At 33.0% G+C, this 23,518-nt stretch carries 27 protein-coding genes and 1 tRNA gene; 12 read left to right on the forward strand and 16 right to left on the reverse strand.

Annotated features, from left to right (window positions below; genetic code table 11):
• From IEW40_RS08965 to truA, 7 genes are all read right to left on the reverse strand, one after another.
• Nucleotides 1-74 (reverse strand) — tRNA-Thr (locus IEW40_RS08965).
• A 104-nt stretch (nucleotides 75-178) separates the two neighbouring features.
• Nucleotides 179-469, reverse strand: a complete 291-nt coding sequence (locus IEW40_RS08970; protein WP_188617750.1) for an HPF/RaiA family ribosome-associated protein — start codon at nucleotides 467-469, stop codon at nucleotides 179-181.
• 43 nt (nucleotides 470-512) lie between these two features.
• Nucleotides 513-1,394 (reverse strand): phage lytic cycle repressor MrpR family protein, encoded by an 882-nt coding sequence (locus tag IEW40_RS08975; protein WP_188617751.1) that lies wholly within the window; start codon nucleotides 1,392-1,394, stop codon nucleotides 513-515.
• Nucleotides 1,395-1,485: 91 nt separating this feature from the next.
• Nucleotides 1,486-1,683: a 30S ribosomal protein S21 gene (gene rpsU, locus IEW40_RS08980; protein ID WP_188617752.1), complete on the reverse strand. Its 198-nt coding sequence runs from the start codon at nucleotides 1,681-1,683 to the stop codon at nucleotides 1,486-1,488.
• Between the two features lie 313 nt (nucleotides 1,684-1,996).
• Complete coding sequence (locus tag IEW40_RS08985; RefSeq protein WP_188617753.1) at nucleotides 1,997-3,751, reverse strand: ABC transporter ATP-binding protein; 1,755 nt, start codon at nucleotides 3,749-3,751, stop codon at nucleotides 1,997-1,999.
• Complete coding sequence (locus tag IEW40_RS08990) at nucleotides 3,744-4,094, reverse strand: hypothetical protein (RefSeq protein ID WP_188617754.1); 351 nt, start codon at nucleotides 4,092-4,094, stop codon at nucleotides 3,744-3,746. The genes IEW40_RS08985 and IEW40_RS08990 overlap by 8 nt, the downstream gene beginning before the upstream one ends.
• A 15-nt stretch (nucleotides 4,095-4,109) precedes the next feature.
• A complete protein-coding gene (gene truA, locus IEW40_RS08995; protein WP_188617820.1) occupies nucleotides 4,110-4,841 on the reverse strand; it encodes a tRNA pseudouridine(38-40) synthase TruA in 732 nt (243 codons plus the stop codon).
• Between the two features lie 396 nt (nucleotides 4,842-5,237).
• Between truA and IEW40_RS09000 the strand changes: the two genes are divergently transcribed.
• On the forward strand, nucleotides 5,238-5,729 hold the full coding sequence (locus tag IEW40_RS09000; protein WP_188617755.1) for a metallophosphoesterase family protein: 492 nt from the start codon (nucleotides 5,238-5,240) through the stop codon (nucleotides 5,727-5,729).
• A 143-nt stretch (nucleotides 5,730-5,872) separates the two neighbouring features.
• Entirely contained in the window at nucleotides 5,873-6,367 is a 495-nt protein-coding gene (locus IEW40_RS09005; RefSeq protein WP_188617756.1) for a DUF8465 domain-containing protein, read from the forward strand.
• On the opposite strand, the gene IEW40_RS09010 is transcribed toward IEW40_RS09005, so the two are convergent.
• The gene (locus IEW40_RS09010) at nucleotides 6,354-6,671 is read right to left on the reverse strand and encodes a DUF6370 family protein (RefSeq protein ID WP_188617757.1); all 318 of its coding nucleotides are present in this window, start codon (nucleotides 6,669-6,671) and stop codon (nucleotides 6,354-6,356) included. The two genes, IEW40_RS09005 and IEW40_RS09010, sit on opposite strands and share 14 nt — an antisense overlap.
• A 64-nt stretch (nucleotides 6,672-6,735) precedes the next feature.
• Between IEW40_RS09010 and IEW40_RS09015 the strand changes: the two genes are divergently transcribed.
• Both IEW40_RS09015 and rsmD read left to right on the forward strand, forming a co-directional pair.
• Nucleotides 6,736-7,455 carry a DUF3822 family protein gene (locus tag IEW40_RS09015; RefSeq protein ID WP_188617758.1) on the forward strand — a complete coding sequence of 240 codons (720 nt, stop codon included), beginning with the start codon at nucleotides 6,736-6,738 and terminating at the stop codon, nucleotides 7,453-7,455.
• A 2-nt stretch (nucleotides 7,456-7,457) separates the two neighbouring features.
• The gene (rsmD, locus tag IEW40_RS09020; protein WP_262891250.1) at nucleotides 7,458-8,054 is read left to right on the forward strand and encodes a 16S rRNA (guanine(966)-N(2))-methyltransferase RsmD; all 597 of its coding nucleotides are present in this window, start codon (nucleotides 7,458-7,460) and stop codon (nucleotides 8,052-8,054) included.
• A 30-nt stretch (nucleotides 8,055-8,084) separates the two neighbouring features.
• Here the strand turns inward: rsmD and murI are convergent, their stop codons facing one another.
• From murI to IEW40_RS09045, 5 genes are all read right to left on the reverse strand, one after another.
• Entirely contained in the window at nucleotides 8,085-8,906 is an 822-nt protein-coding gene (gene murI, locus IEW40_RS09025) for a glutamate racemase (protein WP_188617760.1), read from the reverse strand.
• Nucleotides 8,907-9,020: 114 nt separating this feature from the next.
• Nucleotides 9,021-10,145 carry a radical SAM family heme chaperone HemW gene (gene hemW, locus IEW40_RS09030; protein ID WP_188617761.1) on the reverse strand — a complete coding sequence of 375 codons (1,125 nt, stop codon included), beginning with the start codon at nucleotides 10,143-10,145 and terminating at the stop codon, nucleotides 9,021-9,023.
• 78 nt (nucleotides 10,146-10,223) lie between these two features.
• The gene (locus tag IEW40_RS09035) at nucleotides 10,224-11,177 is read right to left on the reverse strand and encodes a PorP/SprF family type IX secretion system membrane protein (protein WP_188617762.1); all 954 of its coding nucleotides are present in this window, start codon (nucleotides 11,175-11,177) and stop codon (nucleotides 10,224-10,226) included.
• 91 nt (nucleotides 11,178-11,268) lie between these two features.
• Nucleotides 11,269-12,333, reverse strand: a complete 1,065-nt coding sequence (locus IEW40_RS09040; protein ID WP_188617763.1) for an RluA family pseudouridine synthase — start codon at nucleotides 12,331-12,333, stop codon at nucleotides 11,269-11,271.
• A gap of 73 nt (nucleotides 12,334-12,406) precedes the next feature.
• Entirely contained in the window at nucleotides 12,407-13,420 is a 1,014-nt protein-coding gene (locus IEW40_RS09045; RefSeq protein WP_188617764.1) for a PASTA domain-containing protein, read from the reverse strand.
• Nucleotides 13,421-13,628: 208 nt separating this feature from the next.
• Here IEW40_RS09045 and IEW40_RS09050 point away from each other — a divergent pair, with 208 nt between their 5' ends.
• The 3 genes from IEW40_RS09050 to IEW40_RS09060 all read left to right on the forward strand — a co-directional run bounded on the left by IEW40_RS09050 (nucleotide 13,629) and on the right by IEW40_RS09060 (nucleotide 15,808).
• Nucleotides 13,629-14,612, forward strand: a complete 984-nt coding sequence (locus IEW40_RS09050) for a D-alanine--D-alanine ligase (RefSeq protein ID WP_188617765.1) — start codon at nucleotides 13,629-13,631, stop codon at nucleotides 14,610-14,612.
• 75 nt (nucleotides 14,613-14,687) lie between these two features.
• Entirely contained in the window at nucleotides 14,688-15,146 is a 459-nt protein-coding gene (coaD, locus tag IEW40_RS09055; RefSeq protein ID WP_188617766.1) for a pantetheine-phosphate adenylyltransferase, read from the forward strand.
• A gap of 29 nt (nucleotides 15,147-15,175) precedes the next feature.
• Entirely contained in the window at nucleotides 15,176-15,808 is a 633-nt protein-coding gene (locus IEW40_RS09060; protein ID WP_188617821.1) for a trimeric intracellular cation channel family protein, read from the forward strand.
• A gap of 102 nt (nucleotides 15,809-15,910) precedes the next feature.
• Here IEW40_RS09060 and IEW40_RS09065 read toward each other — a convergent pair whose 3' ends face one another.
• Nucleotides 15,911-16,477, reverse strand: coding sequence for a DUF2892 domain-containing protein (locus IEW40_RS09065; protein WP_188617767.1), 567 nt, complete (start codon nucleotides 16,475-16,477; stop codon nucleotides 15,911-15,913).
• A 62-nt stretch (nucleotides 16,478-16,539) separates the two neighbouring features.
• Nucleotides 16,540-17,034 carry a dihydrofolate reductase gene (locus tag IEW40_RS09070; RefSeq protein ID WP_188617768.1) on the reverse strand — a complete coding sequence of 165 codons (495 nt, stop codon included), beginning with the start codon at nucleotides 17,032-17,034 and terminating at the stop codon, nucleotides 16,540-16,542.
• Nucleotides 17,035-17,111: 77 nt separating this feature from the next.
• Between IEW40_RS09070 and IEW40_RS09075 the strand changes: the two genes are divergently transcribed.
• The 3 genes from IEW40_RS09075 to IEW40_RS09085 are packed head-to-tail and all read left to right on the forward strand — an operon-like array spanning nucleotide 17,112 to nucleotide 18,932.
• Nucleotides 17,112-17,723 carry a LemA family protein gene (locus IEW40_RS09075; protein ID WP_188617769.1) on the forward strand — a complete coding sequence of 204 codons (612 nt, stop codon included), beginning with the start codon at nucleotides 17,112-17,114 and terminating at the stop codon, nucleotides 17,721-17,723.
• The gene (locus tag IEW40_RS09080) at nucleotides 17,723-18,154 is read left to right on the forward strand and encodes a TPM domain-containing protein (protein ID WP_373283786.1); all 432 of its coding nucleotides are present in this window, start codon (nucleotides 17,723-17,725) and stop codon (nucleotides 18,152-18,154) included. Before IEW40_RS09075 ends, IEW40_RS09080 begins: the two co-directional genes overlap by 1 nt.
• Nucleotides 18,135-18,932, forward strand: coding sequence for a TPM domain-containing protein (locus IEW40_RS09085; protein ID WP_188617822.1), 798 nt, complete (start codon nucleotides 18,135-18,137; stop codon nucleotides 18,930-18,932). Before IEW40_RS09080 ends, IEW40_RS09085 begins: the two co-directional genes overlap by 20 nt.
• Nucleotides 18,933-19,103: 171 nt before the next feature.
• On the opposite strand, the gene der is transcribed toward IEW40_RS09085, so the two are convergent.
• The gene (der, locus tag IEW40_RS09090) at nucleotides 19,104-20,411 is read right to left on the reverse strand and encodes a ribosome biogenesis GTPase Der (protein WP_188617770.1); all 1,308 of its coding nucleotides are present in this window, start codon (nucleotides 20,409-20,411) and stop codon (nucleotides 19,104-19,106) included.
• Nucleotides 20,412-20,639: 228 nt separating this feature from the next.
• On the opposite strand from der, the gene IEW40_RS09095 reads away from it, so the two are divergent.
• Nucleotides 20,640-21,254, forward strand: a complete 615-nt coding sequence (locus IEW40_RS09095; protein WP_188617771.1) for a hypothetical protein — start codon at nucleotides 20,640-20,642, stop codon at nucleotides 21,252-21,254.
• A 100-nt stretch (nucleotides 21,255-21,354) separates the two neighbouring features.
• Nucleotides 21,355-23,518, forward strand: a 2,164-nt coding sequence (locus IEW40_RS09100; RefSeq protein ID WP_194461764.1) for a choice-of-anchor L domain-containing protein, incomplete at its 3' end; no start/stop codon positions are given.

Here is a 23,518-nt window from a genome sequence, read left to right on the forward strand (position 1 = left end):
AGCCTCCAGAGGGATTCGAACCCACGACCCCGAGATTACAAATCACGTGCTCTGGCCAACTGAGCTATGGAGGCAAAATAGATTTCAAAAGAACTGCTATTCCCTTTTTGCGAGTGCAAATATAAGACAGTTTTTTTGAAATCTACAAATTATTTTGAAAAAAAAATCAAATATTTTTTTACGCCAATTCTTTTTTCTTGATTAACAGTTTCTTAGCAGTATCATAACACAGGTCTAGACTTTCTTCAAAACTAGCAGAAGTCTTCTTTACCACAATATCATCTCCCGGAACTGCTAATTTTATTTCGGCAGTTTTATTTTCTTTTGAAGATGTATTCTCTACTTTTAGGAAGACCTGACAATCGTGTATCTTGTCATAAAAAGTGTCTAATTTTATTAATTTTTTTTCTAAATACTCTTCTAGTGGTGCATGAGGGGTTAATCCCATAGATTGAACTGTAATTTTCATAACGCAAACATTTTTTTTAAACACAGAAAAGACAAATTCACATTTAATCTTCTCCATTAGCTCTTGGGTGAGCCTGGTTAAACACTTTTTTTAATTGTTCAATATTGCCATTCGTATAAACTTGTGTAGAAGCTAAACTAGAATGACCGAGTAACTTTTTAACTTTAGAAATCTCTGCCCCATTATTCAAAACGTGAGTAGCAAAACTATGTCTTAAAATATGTGGACTCTTCTTCTTTTTAGAAGTTACCATACTAAGGTAGCGATTTACAACTGAGTACACAAATTTTTCGGATAGTTTTTTTCCATTTTCACGAATGAAAAAATAAATCTCATTCTCTGGCAACGGCTTTCTAATGTCTATAAACTTATACAAAATTTCTGCCAAAATAGACGAAATCGGGACTATTCTTTCTTTATTTCCTTTTCCTTTGATTTTGATTTCGTTAGAAGAAAAATCTACATTATCAAAAAGCAAATTACAAAGTTCTGATTTCCTCATTCCGGTTTGGTAGAGTGTTTCTACAATTGCTTTTTCTAAATAATTTTCTTCATCTCCATCTAAAATCCCTGACAATTCCTTCATTTCTTCTTCAGATATTGGGATTTGCTTTTCTGCATAAAATTTGAGGGACGAAACAGATTCTAAAGGAGACACTTCTATCTCACCTATTTTTAACAAAAAAAGATAAAAACTGCGGAGAGAAGACAGTTTTCTATTGATGCTTCGTTTTTGGAATTGATTTTCTGTGAGATGGACTAAAAAATTACGAATTACCTTTTTATCTACTTTAGTAAGGTCAACTGTACTTTCTGTACTTGAAACAAACAACAAAAAATCTTGTAAGTCTTTTTTATAACTAGTAAGTGTATGCTCTGAATAGCGCTTCTCTACGGCAATATAGTCTAAAAATTTTTCAATCATCACGCTAATTTTGGTCATGTATAAAACAAAAAAATCACTTCTCAAATATAAGAATTTGAAAAGTGATTACAATATTTTATAAGGAAAAATCTTATGCTTGTTCTTCCTTGCTCGCTTCTCTTTGCTTATGAGCTGCTTTTAACTTAGCTTGTCTAAGAGTTACTGAAGGCTTGATAAATTGTTGTCTAGATCTTAATGCTCTTACAACACCTGTTTTATCAAATTTTCTTTTGTACTTTTTAAGTGCTCTGTCGATAGACTCTCCGTCTTTTACTGGAATTATTAACATATATTACATCTCATTTTGGATTGCAAAAGTATGGATTTTTTTTTACATGACAAAAAATTTGCGAAAAAATTTCTATCAATCAAAAAATAAACAGAACCATCTTTATAGCCCCGATTGACTCTCTTCGGTCGTCGAACCACTGCGTTAGGTTTGAAATGGAAATCCTGACATTGCTTGCAAAATTGGTAAAATGAAGCAACTCTCTCCAATTAACTGATTCTTTCAATAGCTCCGAAAGCATCAATGCAATGGCAGATTGCAATGAAAAGCGGGACTGGTGGTGAAAAGAAGCAAAAGCTTGTTGCTTCTTATTCTACCCTATAATTTCGTGGCTAAGCTGTGCTTTATATAAATTAGAATAATAACCGCCTTTTTCTAAAAGTTCTGCGTGTTTGCCTTCTTCTACAATTTTTCCGCTATCCATCACCAAAATTTTATCTGCATTTACGATGGTAGAAAGTCTGTGCGCAATGATGATAGAAGTTCTGTTTTTGGTGATTTTTTCGGTAGCTTTTTGGATGAGTTTTTCACTTTCTGGGTCTATGGAAGAAGTTGCTTCGTCTAAAATCAAAATTTTAGGATTAGAAAGATAAGCTCTAAGGAACGACAACAACTGACGCTGACCGAGAGAAATGCTGCTTCCACGCTCACTTACTACAAAATCATAACCACCAGGCAATCTTTCTATGAAATCATCTACTTCTATTTCGCCTGCTATTTCTTTTATTTTTTCTAAAGGAATATCATCTCCAAGAGTTAGATTCTCATATATACTTCCATGGAAAAGGAAAACATCTTGTAAAACTACGCCAATTTTACTTCTAAGATTAAATAGTTCATAATCTCTAAGTTCTACATCATCTAGCAAAATTTTCCCAGAATTGATGTCATAAAACCTTGTCATTAATTGAATAATGGTAGATTTTCCAGCACCAGTTGCACCAACAATAGCTACCGTTTCGCCGGGATTGACTTTGAAATTCACCCCTTTTAAGACTTCTTGTTTTTCGTCATATGAAAAATGAACATCTTTAAATTCTATTTTTCCTTCGATGTGGTCTTTTTTAATGGTTCCGAGATTCGGCATCGCATTATCTTCGTCCATAATTCCCAAAACTCTTTCTGCTCCTACCAAACCACGCTGAATATTATTAAATCTATCAGCTATCTGACGAAGCGGACGAATAAGCATGTTGATAAACTGAATAAACGCCAAAATAGCTCCCGGAGTTGCATTGCTTCCGTACAAGGCATTAAACCCCGCCATAAAAAGAATGAGCCCAATAAAAACCGAAGAAATAAGCTCCACCACAGGAAAAAAGAGTGAAAAGTAAAAAACAGTTTTCAGTAAAGCTGCTTTTAAACTGATGTTGATGCTATCAAATTTTTTGAATTCTGCTTCTTGTCTATTAAATACCTGAATTAAAGACATTCCAGACAATCTTTCTTGCACGAAACTATTTTGGGTAGAAGTCCAAGCTCTCTCATCACCAAATGCTTTTTTTAACTTTTTTTGAAAAAATCTAGTAATCACAAGCATTATCGGTAGTATAGCCAAACCAATGTAGCTCAATTGTACATTGACCTGAAACATAGCCACCAAAACGAAAACCACTTTCAGAACATCACCAAAAACCATTAAAAACCCGTCGGTGTAAACTGTGGCAATGGTTTCCACATCTCCTACCGCTCTGGTCACCAAATTTCCAATGGCAGTTTTATCAAAAAATGAGGTTTTAAAATAAATTAATTTATGATAAAGCCTTTCTCTGATGTCTCTAATCACGTTTTGAGCAATAAAATTGGATAAAAAAACCAATAAAAAATTGAAGAAAGTCTCTGCAACCACCAACAAAATAAGCAAATAAATATCTTTCACCAAAACATCCATTTGTTTTAGTTTAATGATATCTGTATCTACAATATGCTGCGTGAAAATAGGTCGGTAAACAGACACCGAAGCTAAAATGACTGACACAATAAGTGCCCAAATAAACCTAGTCTTGAATTTCATTCCAATGAAAAACAGACGCTTTATGATATTTCCTGTATTTTGTTTTTTATTCATTATTAAAATTCAATCCTATTTCATCTATTTCATTCACCGAAGAAGTTATCTGTTGGTGTTTTAATCTTTTTTCTAAATATTTATGGAGTAAATAAAGCATTAACATACTAAATAATAATGCCAAAAAACCTACGCCAGAATTCATTGATCTATCATTTTCAAAATCATAATTGGGGTCTATAACCAAAGCTATTATTGCCCATGCAAAAATAAATAGAAATTGAAAGCCAAAATAAGACACTACTCCAGTTAAGGAGTATTTCCACACTTTCTTTACTTTATATTTTCTAGCTAAGTCTCTAAAATATTTGTAAACAAAGTAAATAAGTAAAAATGATAACATCGTATTATTAGTTTTTTAAAATTTATAACCTACATCTACCAAAAACAGCGCATGAGCGGGTGCCGAAGTTCCAGCAGAATTTCTATTTTTAGCTTCAATTACCTTTCGCAAATCTTCAGGATTTAGTTTTCCACTGCCTATTTCTACCATGGTTCCTACAATTGCTCTCACCATATTTCTAAGAAATCTATCGGCAGAAATGGTAAATTTAAGTTCATTTCCGTTTTGTACCCAATTTGCGTGATAGATTTTGCATATATTGGTTTTATTATCAGCACCTACTTTAGCAAAACTCTCAAAATCATCATATTCAAAAAGGATTTTGCAGGCTTCATTCATTTTTTCAATGTCTAGAGATTTTCTCCAATGTTGCCAAGCAAATTTTTCAGAAAAAGGATTTTTTTCTAGAGAAATGTAATATTCATAAGTTCTGTGCGTGGCATCAAATCTTGCATGAAAATCATCATTCACCTTAAAAATCTGCTTCACTGCTATACTCGCTGGAAGAAAAGAATTGAGCTGATGCACCAATTTTTCAGAAATTTCGCCTTCAAAATCAAAATGGGCAAACATTTTCTTAGCGTGAACTCCTGTGTCTGTTCTTCCAGCACCAGTCGTTTTAGTCTCAGTTCTCAAGATAGTAGAAAGCGCTTTTTCTAATTCTTCTTGCACAGAAATCTGGTTTGGCTGAATTTGATAGCCAAAAAAGGTAGAACCATTGTAAGAAAACTCTATAAAGTAGCGCATAATTGTCGGCAAATTTAATGAAATTTTTAGCAGCAAGAAGATTTTGTTTCTTTTCACCACCAGTCCCGCTTTCCATTGCAATCTGCCATTGCAAAAAGGTTTGTAAAACATTTGAAACAGATTGTCCATTGAAACAGATTGCTTAGCATTACAAATTTCACTTGCAATGTCAGGATTTCCATTGCAATCGGGGCTAGAAAGACGTTACATTTCTCTTTTCACATTTGAAAATTTTTGAAAACAATCGACGCTCGCTTCGCTCGCGCCAAAGAATCTATCGTTCTTACGGAGCTCACAAAAATCTCGTAAAATTCCTTTTACAAATCTTTCTTACTTACGGAACTCATGTGGAAATAAAAATTCGGAAAATTCATAAAAAATAAAGAAATTAGCCCAATGAAAATTTTACTGCTTTCAGACACGCATTCTTATATTGATGATAGAATTCTAGAATACGCCAAAAATGCTGATGAAATTTGGCATGCCGGAGATTTTGGAAATTTAGAAGTAATCGATAAACTGAAAAAAGCAGGGAAATTGCGTGGCGTTTTCGGGAATATAGATGACGCTAAAATAAGAGCAGAATTTTCTGAAATTGCTATTTTTGAATGTGAAAAAGTAAAGGTTTTAATGATTCACATTGGTGGATATCCTACTAAATATGCGCCAAGAGTGAAGCAATTATTAAAAGAAGAAAAACCTCAACTTTTTATTTCGGGGCATTCACATATTTTGAAAGTGATGTATGATAAAGAGTTAGAAATATTACATCTCAATCCAGGTTCTGCAGGAAAACACGGTTGGCATAAAATGAGAACCATGTTGAGATTTGAAATCAATGGTGAAAAAATTGAAAATTTAGAAGTAATAGAATTAGGTTTAAAATAATTAAACCACAAAAAAGACAAAAGATTTTTTGAAAATAAGTTTTTCAAAAGTAAAAAAAGAAGAAAAAAATGCTTTTTGCTCTTTTGAATTTCTTTAAAATGTAATTATTTCTTTTGCCTCTTTTGTGGTTAAAAAATAATAAAATGAAAATAGGTGATTTGGTTTCGGTGATAGATGATGATTTGAAAGGGAAAATTTCAGCTTTCAAAGGAAATATGGTGCAATTAGAAGACGAACATGGCTTTCACTACGAAATTGAAAAATCTAAAATTGTCCCTCAAAATCATAATATTTACGATGATATTTCGGTAATTTCAAAAAAAGAAACTTCGGCTAAAATTTCTAAAAAAAATCAAACTCAACCACAATCTATTGATTTGCATTTCGAAAATTTGGTAAAAAACCCTCAAGAATATGAACCTTGGGAAAGACTGATGATTCAGCGTGAAAAACTCATCGAAAAACTAGAATATTGCAGAAATAATCATTTGAAAAAGCTCAACATCATTCACGGAATTGGCGATGGTGTTTTACAAAATATGGTGCACGAAGTGTTGCAAGGTTTCGCAGGAATAGAATATGAAAACCACGAATTTTTCTACCACAGTTCGGGGAATGTAGAAGTTACTTTTTTGTAGTTTCTGGCAATAATTTAAAATAACTCACCACAAATTTATCACCTTTCACCTCGCCTATCACTTCAGCTTTTCTTATGGCATTACAAAATCCGTCGTTTGCGTGTGCATCTCCATGGTCATCAATTTTAGTTCCTTCTACAAAATAACTTTTCCCATCAATTCTTACCGCTAAATCACAACCTTTCTTTTGCTTCATTTTGAACTGACATTGGCCACAAGCGACCTCTACAGTTTGCTTCTTTTTCACTTGAGAAAAACCCAATTGAAACCCTAAAATCGCTACAAATAAAAACAGATATTTCATAGATAAAAAACTTCCGTCAAAAATAGCTTAAAAATCAATATCTTTGCAATTATTGAAAAAACTTATGCAAAAGCTTTCTCTACTTTTCACCAAAGATGGTTTACAATGGCACATTTCTAAAGGAAAAAGTGTGTTGCAGGAAGCGTCTTTTTTTGTAACTGAAGAAACTTCTCCCAACTTGGTAGAAGAAAAATTAGATGAAATTCTACAAAAAAATGACTATCAAGAAATTTCGGTTATTTCGGCACTTAACCATTTTTCTCTGACTCCAGATACTTTTGCGGAACACGAACTGGGCTACAAACTCATTTCTTATAATGCGCCAGTAAATGAAGAAAAAGAAGAATTGATGCTTTCGGTGAATAAAAAGTTTGGCGTGCAGTTTTACTATACTTTTCCCAAAAAGTTTTATCAAAAAATTAAATCAAAAAAACTGCCAACAAAATTTAATTTTTCGGGAGAGAAGTTTCTAAATTCGATTCAGGTAAGAAATAGCAAAGAAATACACATCAATCTTTATCATCATCAAGTAGAATTTTTCGCTTTTGATAACAGAAAAGTAGCACTTTACAACAATCTAGATGCAGATTCTGAGGTAGATTTCTTGTATTTTATTATGTTTTCTTTGAGTAAAATTAATTTTAGCACTACCGAAACTTATTTTTACATTTACGGCGAAACTTCTGAAAATGAGACATTTATTTCGGAGTTGAAGAAATTTGTGAAGAACCTGAAACTTGTTTCAGAAAATTCAAGTAAAAAGAATTTTGTTCTTTCTTATTAATTATCAATCATCAAAAATCAATTATGTACAGAATTATAAGTGGCAAATGGAAAGCGAAAAGAATTTCGGCTCCTAAAAATTTCGATGTAAGACCGACTACAGATTTCGCTAAAGAAGCTCTTTTCAGTATTTTGGCGAATCGTTATGATGTGGAATTTTGTTCGGTTTTGGATCTTTTTGCAGGAATTGGTTCTATCACTTTAGAATTGGCTTCACGTGATTGCCAAGACATTACTGCGGTAGAAATGAACCCAAAACACGCTGCTTTCATCAATTCTACTGCATCAGAATTAGAAATGGCACTTCAAATTAATGTACAAAGAGGTGATGTTTTTGAATGGTTAAAGAAAAACAGAACCAAAAAATTATACGACATTGTTTTTGCTGACCCACCTTTTGAATTGGAAGAAAAAAAATACAACGAACTGATTTCTTTAGTTTTAAATAACGATTTTTTGAAAGAAAACGGAACTTTTGTTTTGGAACATCAATCTAAAATGAAACTAGAACACCCCAATCTTACAGAAACTAGAAAATATGGAAATGTTAGTTTTTCTTTTTTTAGTTCCGAGATGCCAGATGCGAGTTCCGAGTTATAAAATCGAAATTCAAAAATTCAATTTGTAGTTTTACAATACTTTATGCTCCAGGCTAATCGTTTTTCCAAAGAATTTTTTCGAAATTTTTTCGAAATTTTTAGTAATATCCGAAAGATAAAATTGAGTACTTCCTTCAGAGTTTTGAGAATTGAGAAGATTATTTTTGCTCAAAATATCTCTTAAATAGCTTGCTACAATTTTCGGAGAATCTATTACACGAACTCTGCTTCCGTAATATTTTTTGATTTCATCAATTACCAAAGGATAATGGGTACAACCTAAAATTAAGGTTTCAATATCCTTCAACTTTCTATCACTCAAATAATTATAAATAATCGCGTGGGTAATCGGATGATTTATAAAACCTTCCTCAATAGCAGGAACTAACAATGGAGTCGCTAATTCTGAAACGTTGATAAATTTATTTAGTTTTCTGATAGATTTTCTATAAAGTCCAGAATTTACAGTCGCTTTAGTTGCAATTACTCCTACATTTTGATGAATTTCGAAAGCCACTTTTTCTGCCACAGGATTTATTACATCTATCACAGGAACTCTACCTGCAACCAATTCTTTCACTTCTTGCAATGCATTTGCCGTAGCAGAATTACACGCAATAACCACCGCTTTGCAATTATTTTCTAACAAAAAATTGGTGATATTTTGAGAATAACCTATAATAGCTTCTCTAGATTTTTCGCCGTAAGGAAGATTCTTTGTATCTCCGAAATAGATGAAATCTTCGTGAGGCATTAGTCTTTTAATCTCTTTGGCAACGGTAAGTCCGCCAACCCCAGAATCAAAAATCCCAATAGGTTGAGAGGCAGAAAGATGAGTGAATTTTGGTTTCAAAGGCTTGAAATTTTTACAAAAATACTAATTTTTGCTGGAAGTCAGAAGCAGGATGCAGGAAGTTTATTTTAAGTATGTATTTTATCACTTCCAATTTTAATTTTCTATCTTTTTCTATACAATAAACAAATCAGAGGCGATTCCGTCTGCCAAAAACCAATGTTTTTCAGGTATTTTCAAGTGATTTTCTTCAGTGATTAAAATTCCTTCTTCTAATTTTGGTTGGATAGATTTTTTGAAAATTTCTAGAATTTCCATAGAAAATTTATCTTTTAATTTTTCTAAATCAACTCCCCAAATGGTTCGTAAACCAATCATGAGCATTTCGTTGTATTGGTCTTTTTCGGTGAGGATTTCGGTTTCATTTGGGAGAGTGTTTTCCGCTAAATTTTTGATGTATTTTGTATTGTTGGCAACGTTCCAACTGCGCTGATTTCTGCCATTGTAAGAATGAGCAGAAGGTCCGATTCCTAAATATTCCTTATATTTCCAGTAAGCAGAATTATGTTTTGATTCAAAATCTTTTTTTGCAAAATTGGATATTTCATAATGTATAAAACCGTGGTCTTTCAAGAAATCTGATAGATAATAAAATTCTTTATTCTGTGTAGATTCTTCTGGTTTTGAGATTTTATTTTTCTTAATCCAAGCGTTGAGTGCAGTTTTTGGTTCGATGGTTAAAGCATAAGAAGAAACGTGCGGAACTTGCAATTCTATGGTTTTTTGGAGATTTTGTTTCCAAATTTCAAAATTAGAAGTTGGCGAACCATAAATTAAATCAATACTTAAATTTTCAAAGCCAAAATCTTGCGCTCTTTTGATGGAACTTTCGGCTTCAGAAGCATTGTGAGCTCTGTTCATCAACTTTAAATCTTCTTCAAAAAAAGATTGTGTGCCAATGGAAAGTCGGTTGATTTCAGTTTTGGCTAAATTTTTCAAGAAGTTTTTGTCTAAATCATCGGGATTGGCTTCGAGCGTTATTTCTATATTTTTTTCAAAGTCGAAATACTTTAAAACTTCATCAATTAAAGATTTAATTTCGTCAACAGAAAGAATTGACGGAGTTCCTCCACCAAAATATAACGATGAAAGAGTTTTGTTTTCTAATTCATCTTTTCGTAGAAAAATTTCCTTTTTTATGGCAGAAATCATCTCGTCTTTCAACTTAAGCGAAGTAGAAAAATGAAAGTTGCAGTAACTGCATTTTTGTTTACAGAAAGGAATGTGGAGATAGAGCATTTGTTTGATGATTTACAATGTCTAATTTACGATTTACTATAAAAAATCGTAGTTCTAAAATCGTCATTCTAAAATAGGTTAACGATATCTAAAACCTCTAGAGTTGATAAAATTAGGAATATCAAAACCAAGGCTAATCATAAAAGAATTCCCTGCATATTCTTGAATGTCAGACAATCCTAAGTTGTAAGTTGCTCCTACACTTAGCCAATTGGTTTTAAACTTTAAAATAGGAGAAATGCTCAATTGTTCTCTTCCGAAATTACTGTTTGCCATTCTGTAGCTTACTCCAGCTGCAAAATAATTGGTTTCGTTATACAATTTCGCCAATAAATTAACATCAAAAAGTCTAGAAGAATTGGTATTTAGATTGAGCATAAATGAAGGTTGAATGGCGAATCCTTCGGATAGATTAATATCATAACCACCATTGAAATAATATCTTGTAGGCGATGGTTCTATTCCGTTAACCACTGGTGTACTATTACTCAAAGGAATATCTGCCACAGCAATTCCTGCAAAAGCTCCTTTGTAAGTTGCCTGTAGGCCAATATTGGCATAAGCTATAAAAATACTGTTGTTATTTTCATATAAAAGTGGATCATTTGGATCAGTAGCGTTTACTTTAGAAACATCGAAACTTTCGTTGTAAAAATTAACCGCAGTACCAAATGAAAATTGGTCTTTTCTCTCATCGTCATCACTTAACGGAACAAAATAAGAAGCACCTACTGCAATTCCGTTCGCCGAAATTGGACCATTTTGATCTCTGAAGAAATATGCTCCAGCTCCTACTCTATCAAAAACATTGGCGTGCATACCAATAGATTGTACATTAGGCGATTCATCAAATTTTGAAAATTGTTTTTGATAAGTAGCTCTAAAAACGAAATCATCATTTTTCCCCAAAAAAGCTGGGTTAAATAAAAATTCACTATCCAATAAATATTGCTGATACATGGGAATAGTTTCTTGCGCAGATGCAAGTCCTGAAAATGCAGCAATAATTAGTGATAATATTATTTTTTTCATAATTGTGAATTTCTGAACGTCAAATTTAAGTAAAAAGTATGTAATAAGGAATTTTCTTTTACTTAAAATCGAAGGTTTAAATTTTATGACATTAAGAGTTTTGAAGATAATTCCTCCATTTTTCTACAGCATCTTGCATATCTTTAGGCATTGGAGATTCAAAATACATTTCCTTCTTGGTTGTAGGATGAATAAATCCTAAAGTATGAGCGTGCAATGCGTGTCTTGGTAAAACCTCAAAAACATTTTTTACAAATTGTTTGTATTTCGGCAGATTTACTCCTCTCAAAATCTGATGCCCTTCGTACCTTTCGTCATTAAAAAGAGTATGACCTATGTGCTTAAAATGCGCTCTAATTTGGTGAGTTCTACCTGTTTCTAATTTACATTCTACCCAAGTCATATATTTAAATCTTTCTAAAACTTTGTAATGGGTAACAGCGTGTTTTCCTTGACTGCCATCTTCATAAACTGCCATTTGCATTCGTTTTTTTTGGTGCCTACCGATGTGACCTCTAATTGTACCAGAATCTTCGGCTAGATTTCCCCAAACAAAAGCCCAATACAAACGTTTGGTTTTTCTATCAAAAAATTGTTTTGCTAAGAAACTTAATGCATATTCATTTTTGGCCAAAACAATAATCCCTGATGTATCTTTATCTATTCTATGCACCAAACCTACTCTGTCTAAATCTGAAGTAAAACCGTTTTTCTGAAAATGGAAAGCTACGGCATTTACCAAGGTTCCTTGCCAATTGCCAAATCCTGGGTGCACCACCATTCCTGGGTCTTTGTCTATCACCAAGACATCATCGTCTTCATAAACAATATTGATAGGAATATCTTCTGGAATAATTACATTTTCACGTGGTGGATGGGTCAATAATACAGAAATTTCATCGCCTGGTTTTACTCTGTAATTCTGTTTTACAGGATTTCCGTTTACGATAACGTTTCCTGCTCTACAAGTCTGCGAAATTTTGTTTCTAGAAGAATTCTGACGATAAATTAATAAAAATTTATCAATTCTGAGAGGCTCTTGTTTTTTATCAACGGTAATATTGAGATGTTCAAACAGCCCAGAATTTTCTTCATCACTAGAATTTTCGTCTTCTAGTAATACTTCATCTTCTAAAAAATCTTCGTCTTCGTTCATCTTATTTAAAAAAACTTTGTCTATCCCATAATTGGGATGACAAAGTTAATATATTCTTTATCGATTATTGAAATTACTCTACAATTACCTTTTTGGCAGGCTTCTTTTCTGCTGCTTTGGTTTCTGTAGGTTTATTTTCTACAGGTTTTTTGGTTACAGTTTTTTCTTCTTGAGGTTTAGTATTGGTAGAAGCAGGTGGAGGCGATTGCTGCTTTTGAGGTTCAGGAGCAACTTTCACTGGTTCTTCAGCTGGAACAGAAAAATCTTCTGAAGGTGGCGCTATTTCTATTTTTGGCCTATACATTTCATCTAACTCTCTTATTTTAGCTTGCATTTCTGCAGGTGTTTTTTTACTTGCCCAGAGGTCTATTTGCATGCCTTGGTCTCTTACAGCTCCAGCTTCTGGATCTTGATAATAAATAATATCACTATCACTTTTACCTCCATCTTGAAAATCTATTATGCCTACTTCGAACAAGTTTTGTGCAATAATTACTTTTGCCTGAGCAACTGTCATCCCTACTAAATTAGGAACAGTAACATTTCTTTTAGGCCCTGTACCAATCACCAAATCAATGGTGGAGAACATAGGAACTTTAGCTCCTGGTTTTATTACAGAACCATTATACATCATTCTGATTACGGCATCTTTCTGAATATTAGGCTCATAGATGGTATCACCAACTTTCAACTCTAAACGCTCTAATTTCCTGAATGCTAAACCTTTATACCCATCCAAAATATCTGGAATAGTAACTGGCGCATAAGTTTTAGGATTTACTTTTAATACAATAGTTCTACCGTCTTTAACACGAGAACCTGGTGACGGGAAAATCTGTAAAACTTGATATGGTCTAAATTTAGGGTCAAATTTAAAACTATCAACTTCATATTCTAGACCTTGGTCATCTAATACTTGTATTGCTTGTTGCACGGTCATATTGACCACATTAGGAACAGGAATTTCGTCTCCGTGATTGGTGTGAAACTCTAACCAACGAAAAGTAAGCCAAACAAGACCTACAAATAATGCTATTGCCAGCAATAAATTCACAAAAACTTTCCAATGGAAAAAAGATCGAAACATAAATTTTGTTTTTGTACGAAATATAAACGCAAATATAAATATAAAATTATGAACTTTTTATTTTAATGCTATTTCAATTTAAATTATGTTCATAAAATTCATTTTACCAAAATGCCAAAATTGTACCAATTTAAACGAACTAAAGCGCTATTTCCATTGGTATCATTAGAAAAATAGTTACATTTGCCTTAATTAGATTTTAAAACTCATGAACAAGAAAAATGTAGCCGTTGTAATGGGCGGTTTCTCTGATGAATACAAGGTTTCTCTGAAAAGTGGTCAACTTATTTTCGACTCTCTAGATAGGGATTTATATCAGGTTTATAAAGTCGTAATTCTAAAAGAAGGTTGGTATTTTCTAGACGAAAACGAAGAAAGAATAGAACTCAACAAAGGAGATTTTTCTGTCAATTTAAAAAATGGTGAGATTTTAAAATTTGATGTTTGTTTCAATATCATCCACGGAACTCCAGGTGAAAACGGAATTTTACAAGCTTATTGGGATGCTGTAGGACAAAAATATACAGGCTGTGATTTTTATCAAAGTGCTCTTACTTTTAACAAAAAAGATACACTAGCGGTCCTTTCAAAATACGGAATTCCTTCTGCTAAAAGCGTTTATCTGAGAAAAGGTGATGCTATAGACGAAGAAAAAATTATCTCAGAACTCAAATTGCCTTTATTTGTAAAACCTAACCAAAGTGGTTCTTCACTAGGTATTTCTAAGGTAAAAGAAAAATCTGAATTGGTCGCAGCCATAGAATTTGCATTTAAAGAAGATGATGAAATTTTAATTGAAAGTTTTTTAGACGGAATGGAAGTTTCTGTAGGCGTTTTAGACTACCAAGACGAAACCATAGTGCTTGGAATTACCGAAATTATTCCAGAGAAAGAATTTTTCGATTACGAAGCTAAGTATGAAGGTGCTTCACAAGAAATTACACCTGCTAGATTAGATGATGAGACCCGAGAAAAAGTAGAAAAAATCGCAAAACACGCCTATAATTCTCTTGGGATGAGTGGTTTCTCTAGAAGTGAGTTTATCATTATGAACGGAACACCTTATATGTTAGAAATGAATACCAATCCAGGCTTTTCGCCTGCTTCTATCTTACCTCAACAAGCCAAAATTTACGGAATTTCCATTAAAGATTTGTGTGGAAACGAAGTAGAAAAAGCCCTTAATAAATAATTATAAATGATAAATTTTAGATTTTAAATAACTTTCTAAAAATTTAAAATCTGAAATCTAAAATCTAAAATCGCTATGAAAGTCGCTGTTTTCCCAGGTTCTTTTGATCCTATTACTCTCGGACATTTAGACATTATTGAAAGAGCTGTTCCGCTTTTTGATAAATTAATCATCGCCATTGGGCAAAATTCTCAGAAAAAATATATGTTTCCATTAGAAAAAAAAATGGAATTCATAAAAAAATCTGTAGCTCATTTCCCGAATGTAGAAGTAGATTCTTTCGAAGGACTTACGGTAGATTATTGTATGAAAGTTGGTGCGCAATTTATTCTTAGAGGACTTAGAAATCCTGCAGATTTTGAATTTGAAAAGGCAATTGCACATACCAATAGAACTCTAGCGAAGAGAAAATTAGAAACTGTATTTTTGCTCACTTCTTCTGGCAAATCATTTATTAGCAGTAGTATAGTAAGAGAAATCATTTCAAACGGTGGAGAATATGAACTTTTTGTTCCAGATGCTGTTAGAATTTAAACTATTTTCAATTGGTTCTTTTATCGCCTATGTTTCCAGATTTTGCATTTCTCATAGAATTTCTTGGCACGATATCCTTTGCGATGTCTGGCAGTTTTGCGGCTATGCAAAAACGTTTTGACCCGTTTGGCGTTCTTATCATTGCTTTTATTACTTCTGTAGGTGGTGGTACGGTGAGAGATTTACTGCTAGATGTGCCTGTTTTTTGGATGTCAGATTTGCGAACAATTACCCTTATTTTGGTCACCTCAGTATTTGCAATGGTTTTTAAATCTATCGAAAAAAATTTTAAAAATACCCTCTTTGTTTTTGATAGCTTTGGGCTTGGTTTATTCACAATAATTGGTGTACAAAAAGGAATAAACGCAGATCTACACCCATTCATTGGGATTATTTTAGGTACAATTACTGGTTGTTTCGGGGGAATTATAAGAGATACTTTACTAAATAGAATCCCTCTAATTTTCAGAAAAGAAATTTATGCTACGGCTAGTGTTGTAGGAGGTTCTTTCTATATTTTATTAAAATATTACACTTCTATATCAGAAGAAATCAACCAGACCTTTACCATTTTATTAATCTTCACCATCAGAACATTGGCGGTAAAATACCGTTGGCAAATTCCAAAATTTTACAGATTTTATGGTGATGGAGAAATGTAAGTTCATAAAAAATTATCATACTAATTTATTGTAATTTCAATCCTGAACATAAAAAACTCCTGAAAGAGATTTTCAGGAGTTTGTTTATATTTTTGATTTGTTCTAGAAAAACTTGCCTCTTTGTCTCATATTAGGATTATGCATATGTTTTTGCATAGAAGGCATTTTCAATTGATCTTTCATCATTTTTATTTGGTCTGTCATCATGCCTGCAGAGTCTAGTTTTTTGGCTTCATCTAATAATCTCTGCGCTTCTGGCTTTCTTCCTTTTTGTAGTGCAGCTGCAGCCAAATTAAGCGTTGCCATTGCTCTATCTTGTTTCATATTCAATCCATATTCTAGTGCTTTTTTCATTAATGGTTCTACTTTTGATGGATTTTCTTGAGCCAAAGTAAGACCTTGCAAATAATGAAAATATCCGTATTGAGAACGATGTAACTGAGATTGATAATTTTTAATGTAAGACAACCACTGTGATGCTTTTACTAAATTTTGTTTACGCATTTGCCAAAAAGCCAACAGAATATACTCGTTTTTGAAAAATAATAAAATAGGGCTCAAAGAGAAGAAAACAACAACTATCCCCCACCCAATTTGGCGGTTCATCATCAGGTAAACTCCGAAAGCAATCAATAATGCTGAAATTAAAAACTTTATGTATTTATTCATTGTTAAATTTTAAGTGTGCAAATTTAGTGATAAATTAAAAATAGCAGGTTGAAAATTGAAATTTATTTTTCTAAAATTTTCTCAAATGTTTGAAAACTAAAGTCGAATTGATTTTTTTCGTCTTTTAGATGGGCAATTTCATCGGTCTTCAACCATTTTTTTTCATCAATTATTGGGAAGAAAGTATCCGCTCTTAATTCTGCATCCACCAAAGTAACTTCTAATTTATCAGCCAAATCTATGGTCTGCTCATATATATTACCGCCTCCAATAATAAAAACATTTTCATCTATTTTTTTGGCAAATTTCAGAGCTTCTTTTATACTCCCTACAATCAAAATCCCCTCTTCGAACCAATCATTTTTTCTACTTATCACGATATTGGTTCTATTAGGAAGTGGTTTCCCAATGCTTTCATAAGTTTTTCTTCCCATTATAATAGGATGCCCAGAAGTAAGTTCTTTGAAGTGTTTCAGGTCTTTTGGGAGATGCCAAAGCAACTGGTTATCAGCACCAATCTCTCTGTTTTTACCCATTGCTACAACTATTGTAATCATTTTTTAGAATATTTCACAAAATTACTATATTAATTGTATATTTGGTTTAATAATTTTAATCATTAAAAAACACAGTTATGAACAACAAAGGATGTTTCGGCATTGGGACTATTGGTTTAGTCATCATTGGCATTATCGCACTTATTGGTTTTTGGGCTTTTGGCGCATACAACGGATTGGTTGCAGGCAATAACGAAGTTCAAAAAAAATGGGCAAACGTAGAAACGGTTTATCAGAAAAGAGCAAATTTAATTCCTGCCTTAGAAAACACCGTAAAATCTTATGCTAATTTTGAAAAATCTACGCTTACGGACGTCATCGCTGCGAGAGCTAAAGCAACTTCTATTAACATAGACCCTACTAACATGACGGAAGCAGACATGGCAAAATTCCAAGCTGCACAAGGTGAATTAACTGGCGCTTTGAGTAGATTGATGGCTGTGGTAGAACAATATCCAAATCTAAAAGCAGACCAGCAGTATCTTAATTTCCAAAGAGAATATACAGCTATTGAAAACAGCATAAGAACCGAAACCGTTTATTACAACGATTCTGTAGAAAAATTCAACAATTCAGCACAACAATTACCTGGAAGTTTGCTTGTTGCATTTTTCACTAAATTTGCTGCAAAACCTGTCTTCAAAGCTTCTGCTGGGGCAGAAAAAGCACCTGAAGTTTTTAAACAATAATGAATACCTACCTTAGTAATACACAAATGGCTTCTCTAGTGGAAGCCATAAAACAAGCTGAAAACCATTCTACTGGCGAAATTAGAGTACACATAGACAGCACTTCTGATGATAATAATGCCAAAGTAGCTTTTGAAGTTTTCAAAAGTCTTGGTATGGACCAAACTAAGGAAAGAAATGCAGTGCTTTTCCATGTGAATTTTGAAAAGAAATATCTTACCATTATTGGCGATAAAGGCATTCATGAACATGTACATCAAAAATTTTGGAATGATTTACATGACAAAATTACCTTGTCTTTTTCAGAAGGAAAATACTATCAAGGTCTGTATGATGCTATTTTAGAAACAGGTGTTGAGCTAAAAAAATTCTTTCCGATTAAAAACGGAGAAAATCCAAATGAATTACCCAATGAGATTACCTTCTCTTAAAATATTTTTTGCTAGTTTTTTATTATGCTGTTCTTATTTTGTATCAGCTCAATATAAAATTCCCGAAAAACCAAGTGTCCTTTATCCAGTTTATGATGAAGCAGGACTTCTTTCTGAAACCGAGAAACAAACACTTAATGATAAACTCATCAAATTTGAAGACTCTACTTCTACTGAAATAGAAGTTATCATCATCCCTTCTACTAAAGGTGAAGATGTGAACTTCCTTGCAACTCAATTTGGCGAAAAATGGGGGATTGGCAAAAAAGAAACAGACAATGGCGTAGTTTTTTTAATTGCTACAGAAGATAGAACGATGTCTATACAACAAGGCCGTGCAGTAGAACAATATCTTACTGCATCTGTAGCTGGACAAATTCTAGATTACCTAGTTACGCCATATTTCAGAAAAGGAGAATTCTACAATGGCATAGACCACGGAACCTCTGCCATCATAGATGCGGTAAAAGGCAAATTTAAACCTATGGCAAAATCATCTCCTGATGATGTAGATTTTTCTTTTGCTCATGCGCTTATCATTTTCATCATTATTATGTTGCTTATCTATATCTTATCTAAAAATAATAATTCTGGAGGCGGAAATTATGACGATGACGATGATGTAATTATTACCAGAAGAGGTAGAAGAGTCTATCCTGGTGGTTTTTTCCCTTTCCCAACTGGTGGTGGTTTCGGAGGTGGAAGTTCTGGTGGCGGTTTTGGCGGCTTCGGTGGCGGTGGTAGTTTCGGTGGCGGTGGTGCTTCTGGTGGATGGTAAAACAATGTTCAAAGTACAACGTTTGAAGATATAAGTTAAAAAATAAAACTTGTTAGAAGAAACAAAATTAAAGTTGATTTTGTACTAAAGCAAATACGATACATGCCAACAAAATAGAAAAAGCAACCAAAATAAACATTGGTTGCTTTTTTATTCTCTAGTAATTTATTTTTATTTCTGACGGAAATACACTTCAATAGGAACTCCAGTAAAATCAAATTCTTTACGGAGTTGGTTTTCTATAAATCTTTTATATGGTTCTTTTACATACTGTGGCAAATTACAGAAAAATGCAAACTGAGGCGTGTAAGTAGGTAATTGAGTAATGTACTTAATTTTAACATACTTTCCTTTGATGGCTGGAGGAGGCGTATTTTCGATGATTGGAAGTAAAATTTCATTCAATTTAGAAGTTTTAATTCTTTTCTTACGATTTTCTACGACTTGCATAGCTGTTTCAACCGCTTTTAGAACTCTTTGCTTAGTTAATGCAGAAACAAATAAGATAGGAACATCACTGAACTGACCAATTTTTTCCTTGATTTTATTCTCGAAATCTCTCATGGTATTGGTTTCTTTTTCTACCAAATCCCATTTATTAACAAGAATTACGATTCCTTTTCTATTTTTCTGTGCCAGTCCGAAAATATTCATATCCTGAGACTCCCAACCTTGCGTGGCATCTATCATCAAAATTACTACATCAGAATGCTCTATTGCTCTAATAGAACGCATTACTGAATAAAATTCTAAATCTTCAGAAACTCTATTTTTACGGCGCATTCCTGCGGTATCCACTAATACAAACTCGTGTCCAAATTTATTATAAAGCGTTTCTATGCTATCTCTGGTCGTTCCTGCGATATCTGTAACAATATTTCTATTATCATCTAGCAAAGCATTAGTAAGAGTAGATTTTCCCACATTAGGTCTACCTGCTATGGTAATTCTAGGCAATCCATCGAAAGGATCTTTATAATCCGTAGTAGGGAAATCCGCCACTAAATCATCTAATAATTCACCAGTTCCAGAACCTGTTGCAGAAGACATAGTATAATATTTTTCTACACCTAACTGATAAAATTCTGTAGCAGCCAATTCTTCTTTAGCAGAATCTGCTTTGTTTACTACAAGATATAAAGGCTTATTGGCTTTTCTTAAAAGATTGTAGATCTCGTGGTCTATATCCTGAAGCCCTTCTTCTACATTTACCATAAAAATAATAGAAGTAGCCTCATCTACAGCCAATTGCACTTGTTTTCTAATTTCTTCTTCAAAGATATCATCACTTCCCACGTCATAACCACCAGTATCTATCACAGTAAAATCTACACCATTCCAGTCAGATTTACCATAATGTCTATCACGAGTTACCCCAGCAGTAGCATCTACTATGGCTTCTCTTTTTTCTAATAAACGATTAAATAATGTGGATTTTCCTACGTTGGGACGCCCAACAATTGCGACAATATTACTCATAAAAATTGTATTAATAATCCTTAAAAATTATAAAATAGGATTAAGTTATTAATAGGTATCTCCCACTTTGGGAGCCTTAAAATTTTTGCAAAGATACGAATTTAAAATTTGATGAAAAATTATACTTTTTAGCTAAATCAGAAAAAAATAAAAATAATATTAACTATTTACACAATTTATAACATATTTTTCATATTTTTGCATTGGTCTAAAAACACATTTGAAACATTGAAGAAAATTTATTCTCCGAATAGATATTCTATAGCTATTCTAATTCTACTTTATAAAAAAATTCTGCCTCATGGGGTTTTGCATCGCTATGTAATCCTATTTCTTCTTTTATTTTCAATTAAATCATATTCTCAAGAGGCTACTATCACAGGTTTAGAAAATGTACATCTTACTGATGGAGCATCAATTGTAGCAATAAAAACCGAAAAAGAAGTAATTGTTATCAATTCTTCTTCAATACATAATTACACAAAAAAAACTGAAAAAAAAGAGTACAAACCTAAGCTACCTGAAAAAAAAATAATTAACAAGAAGGAAAACTCTGAAACCAGAAAAAAAGCAAAACTTCTAAAAAAACTAATTAGGCCTGAAAAAACACCCTCTGTTTACGAAACGAATTCTAAATCTGATGCTTCTTTTCAGGTAACAACTTCCATTTTAAAACAAGCAACAAATAGCCAAAACAATAATAATTCTTTTATAAATTCAAAAATTGATTGGATTGTACATCTTAATTTCTATCAAAATAGAAAATATGTGCTTTATCTTTCCTTTCAATCCAAGAAGGCAAAAAATTCTCTTTTTGTAAGACCTCCACCACAAATGTGTTAATTTAAATTTTTATGATTTTCAAAAAAAGTACTTGATCTATTAAATCAAGTATACCTTTTTTTGACTAAAATTTTCATTCTACTAACACATAAAAAATCAAATGAAATCGAAAATTACTACATATCTGAGAAAACAGATACTCTTAATTATTGGGCTAATTAGTGGTATTGTTTTTTCGCAAACTCCTGTAACATATGCTCCTGGACCTACAAATGCTCAAATTAACGCCGCAATAATAGGAAATAACATTACCATAACTGGTGGCGCATTAAACAACGGTATAAGAAATAGCCAAATTGCAACATTTACAGGTGGTAATGCTGCAGGATTATCAATGGATAATGGTGCATTTTTCAGTACTGGATTGAACACTGAACTTCTTACTATTAACAACAGCCTTCACAGAGATGGAAATCCTAGTGGAACAACACTATATACAGATGCTGACCTAGCTACAATAGATAATACCGCTACTAGAGACGTTGTTTCTTATTCCTTTAATGTAACATTAGGACCTAAAGCAACTACACTAAATGTTAAATATCAATTCGGTTCTGAGGAATACCCTGATTATGTGGCCTCTGCCTATGATGACGCCTTTGGCTTTTTCGTTACTGGACCTGGTATTTCTGGGACTGCTAATTTAGCTAAATTACCTAACGGAAATAATACATCTATTAATAAAGTGAATTATGGAGTACCTGGATTTAGTAGCCCTGCCATTCCAGTCCCAGCTTATGATGGTTCACAAAACGCATTATATACAAATAACGGACATAATACTGCACAATCAGGAGGAAAACTAGTAGCGAATACCAATCCTGGCCCCTTTCCTATTGCCGTACAATTTAATGGAATTACAAAATTAATTTCATATACTCTATCAGGCTTAACTCCAGGGGGTACTTATACTTTTAAAATAATTATTGGAGACGCAGGAGACACTCAATATGATTCAGGAGTATTTATTAATACAATTTATGCTACAGCTAACGTAGTAGCTAATAATGACACCTATACTATTTTATCCGGTTCTACAATAGGGGGTTCTGTTTTAAATAATGATACGGTAAATGGTGTTTCACCTGCATCATTATCAGATGTTTTATTAACACAAGTTTCTAGCTCTAGCCCTAATGTCACTTTAAATCCTATAACAGGAGCAATAAATGTTGCTGGAGGAACAGCTCCAGGAGTATATACAGTTACCTATCAGATTTGTGACCAAACATACACTGCTAATTGCAAAACTGCCACAGCTACTATAACTGTACAAATAAATGATTCTGATAATGATGGAATTGATAATTATTATGACCTAGATGATGACAATGATGGGATCTTAGATGCAACAGAAAATAGCTGCGCTACAACTACTAAAACAGAAGGAACGCCTATTTTTATAAACGATTTTGGGACTGGCGCTACCACCACAGATCCTTACGTCTTAAGTCATGCTTTTGTTGCGATAGATCCTAATGATGGGCAATATGCCGTAACTACTTCTAATAATCAAACTCAATATTATACCAAAACAGATTTAACTGGAAATAAAGATGCTGGCAACCCGACTATAACTAACGGCACTACAACTGGAAGATACCTGATAATTAACATCGATTCTCCAAATAATATCAACAAAGCAATCTATAGAATACCTGGGATAAATGTTCAAATAGGTCAATCTTACCGCTTTAGAATAGATTTGGCCGGTCTCGCAAACGGACTTGCTGATATCCCAAATCTTAAAATTGCAATAAAAGATGCTTCTAATAACGAACTTGCTTCTGCTAATTCTAGTTCACTAGGAATGGCTAATGATGATGTATGGAGAAGAATTAACTTGGACTTTACAGCGACCACAAACAATATAGTTTTAGAAATAATCAATCAACAGCCAACAGGCGGAAGTGGAAATGACGCAGGAATAGACAACATTATACTCACTCCTCTTTATTGCGATTTAGATAACGACGGAATTCCAAATCAATTTGATCTTGATTCTGACGGAGATGGTTGCCCAGACGCAATAGAAGGCTCTGAAAATGTAAAATACAATCAAATTCATAATCTTAACCTTCCTTTAGCAGATCCAAATTATGCTTACAGAGGTCAAATAAAAGTTACTTACAACGGAACAACCACTAGTACTCCTTCTGGTATTATAAGCACTTCCGCTGCAGCAAACGGAGTTCCTCAGTTGGTGAATAATGCAGGAAATAATTTGAATGCTTCTACTAACCCAAGCAATTTAGCAGGAGTAG

It is taken from the genome of Cloacibacterium rupense, from assembly GCF_014645495.1.
GTDB lineage: Bacteria > Bacteroidota > Bacteroidia > Flavobacteriales > Weeksellaceae > Cloacibacterium > Cloacibacterium rupense.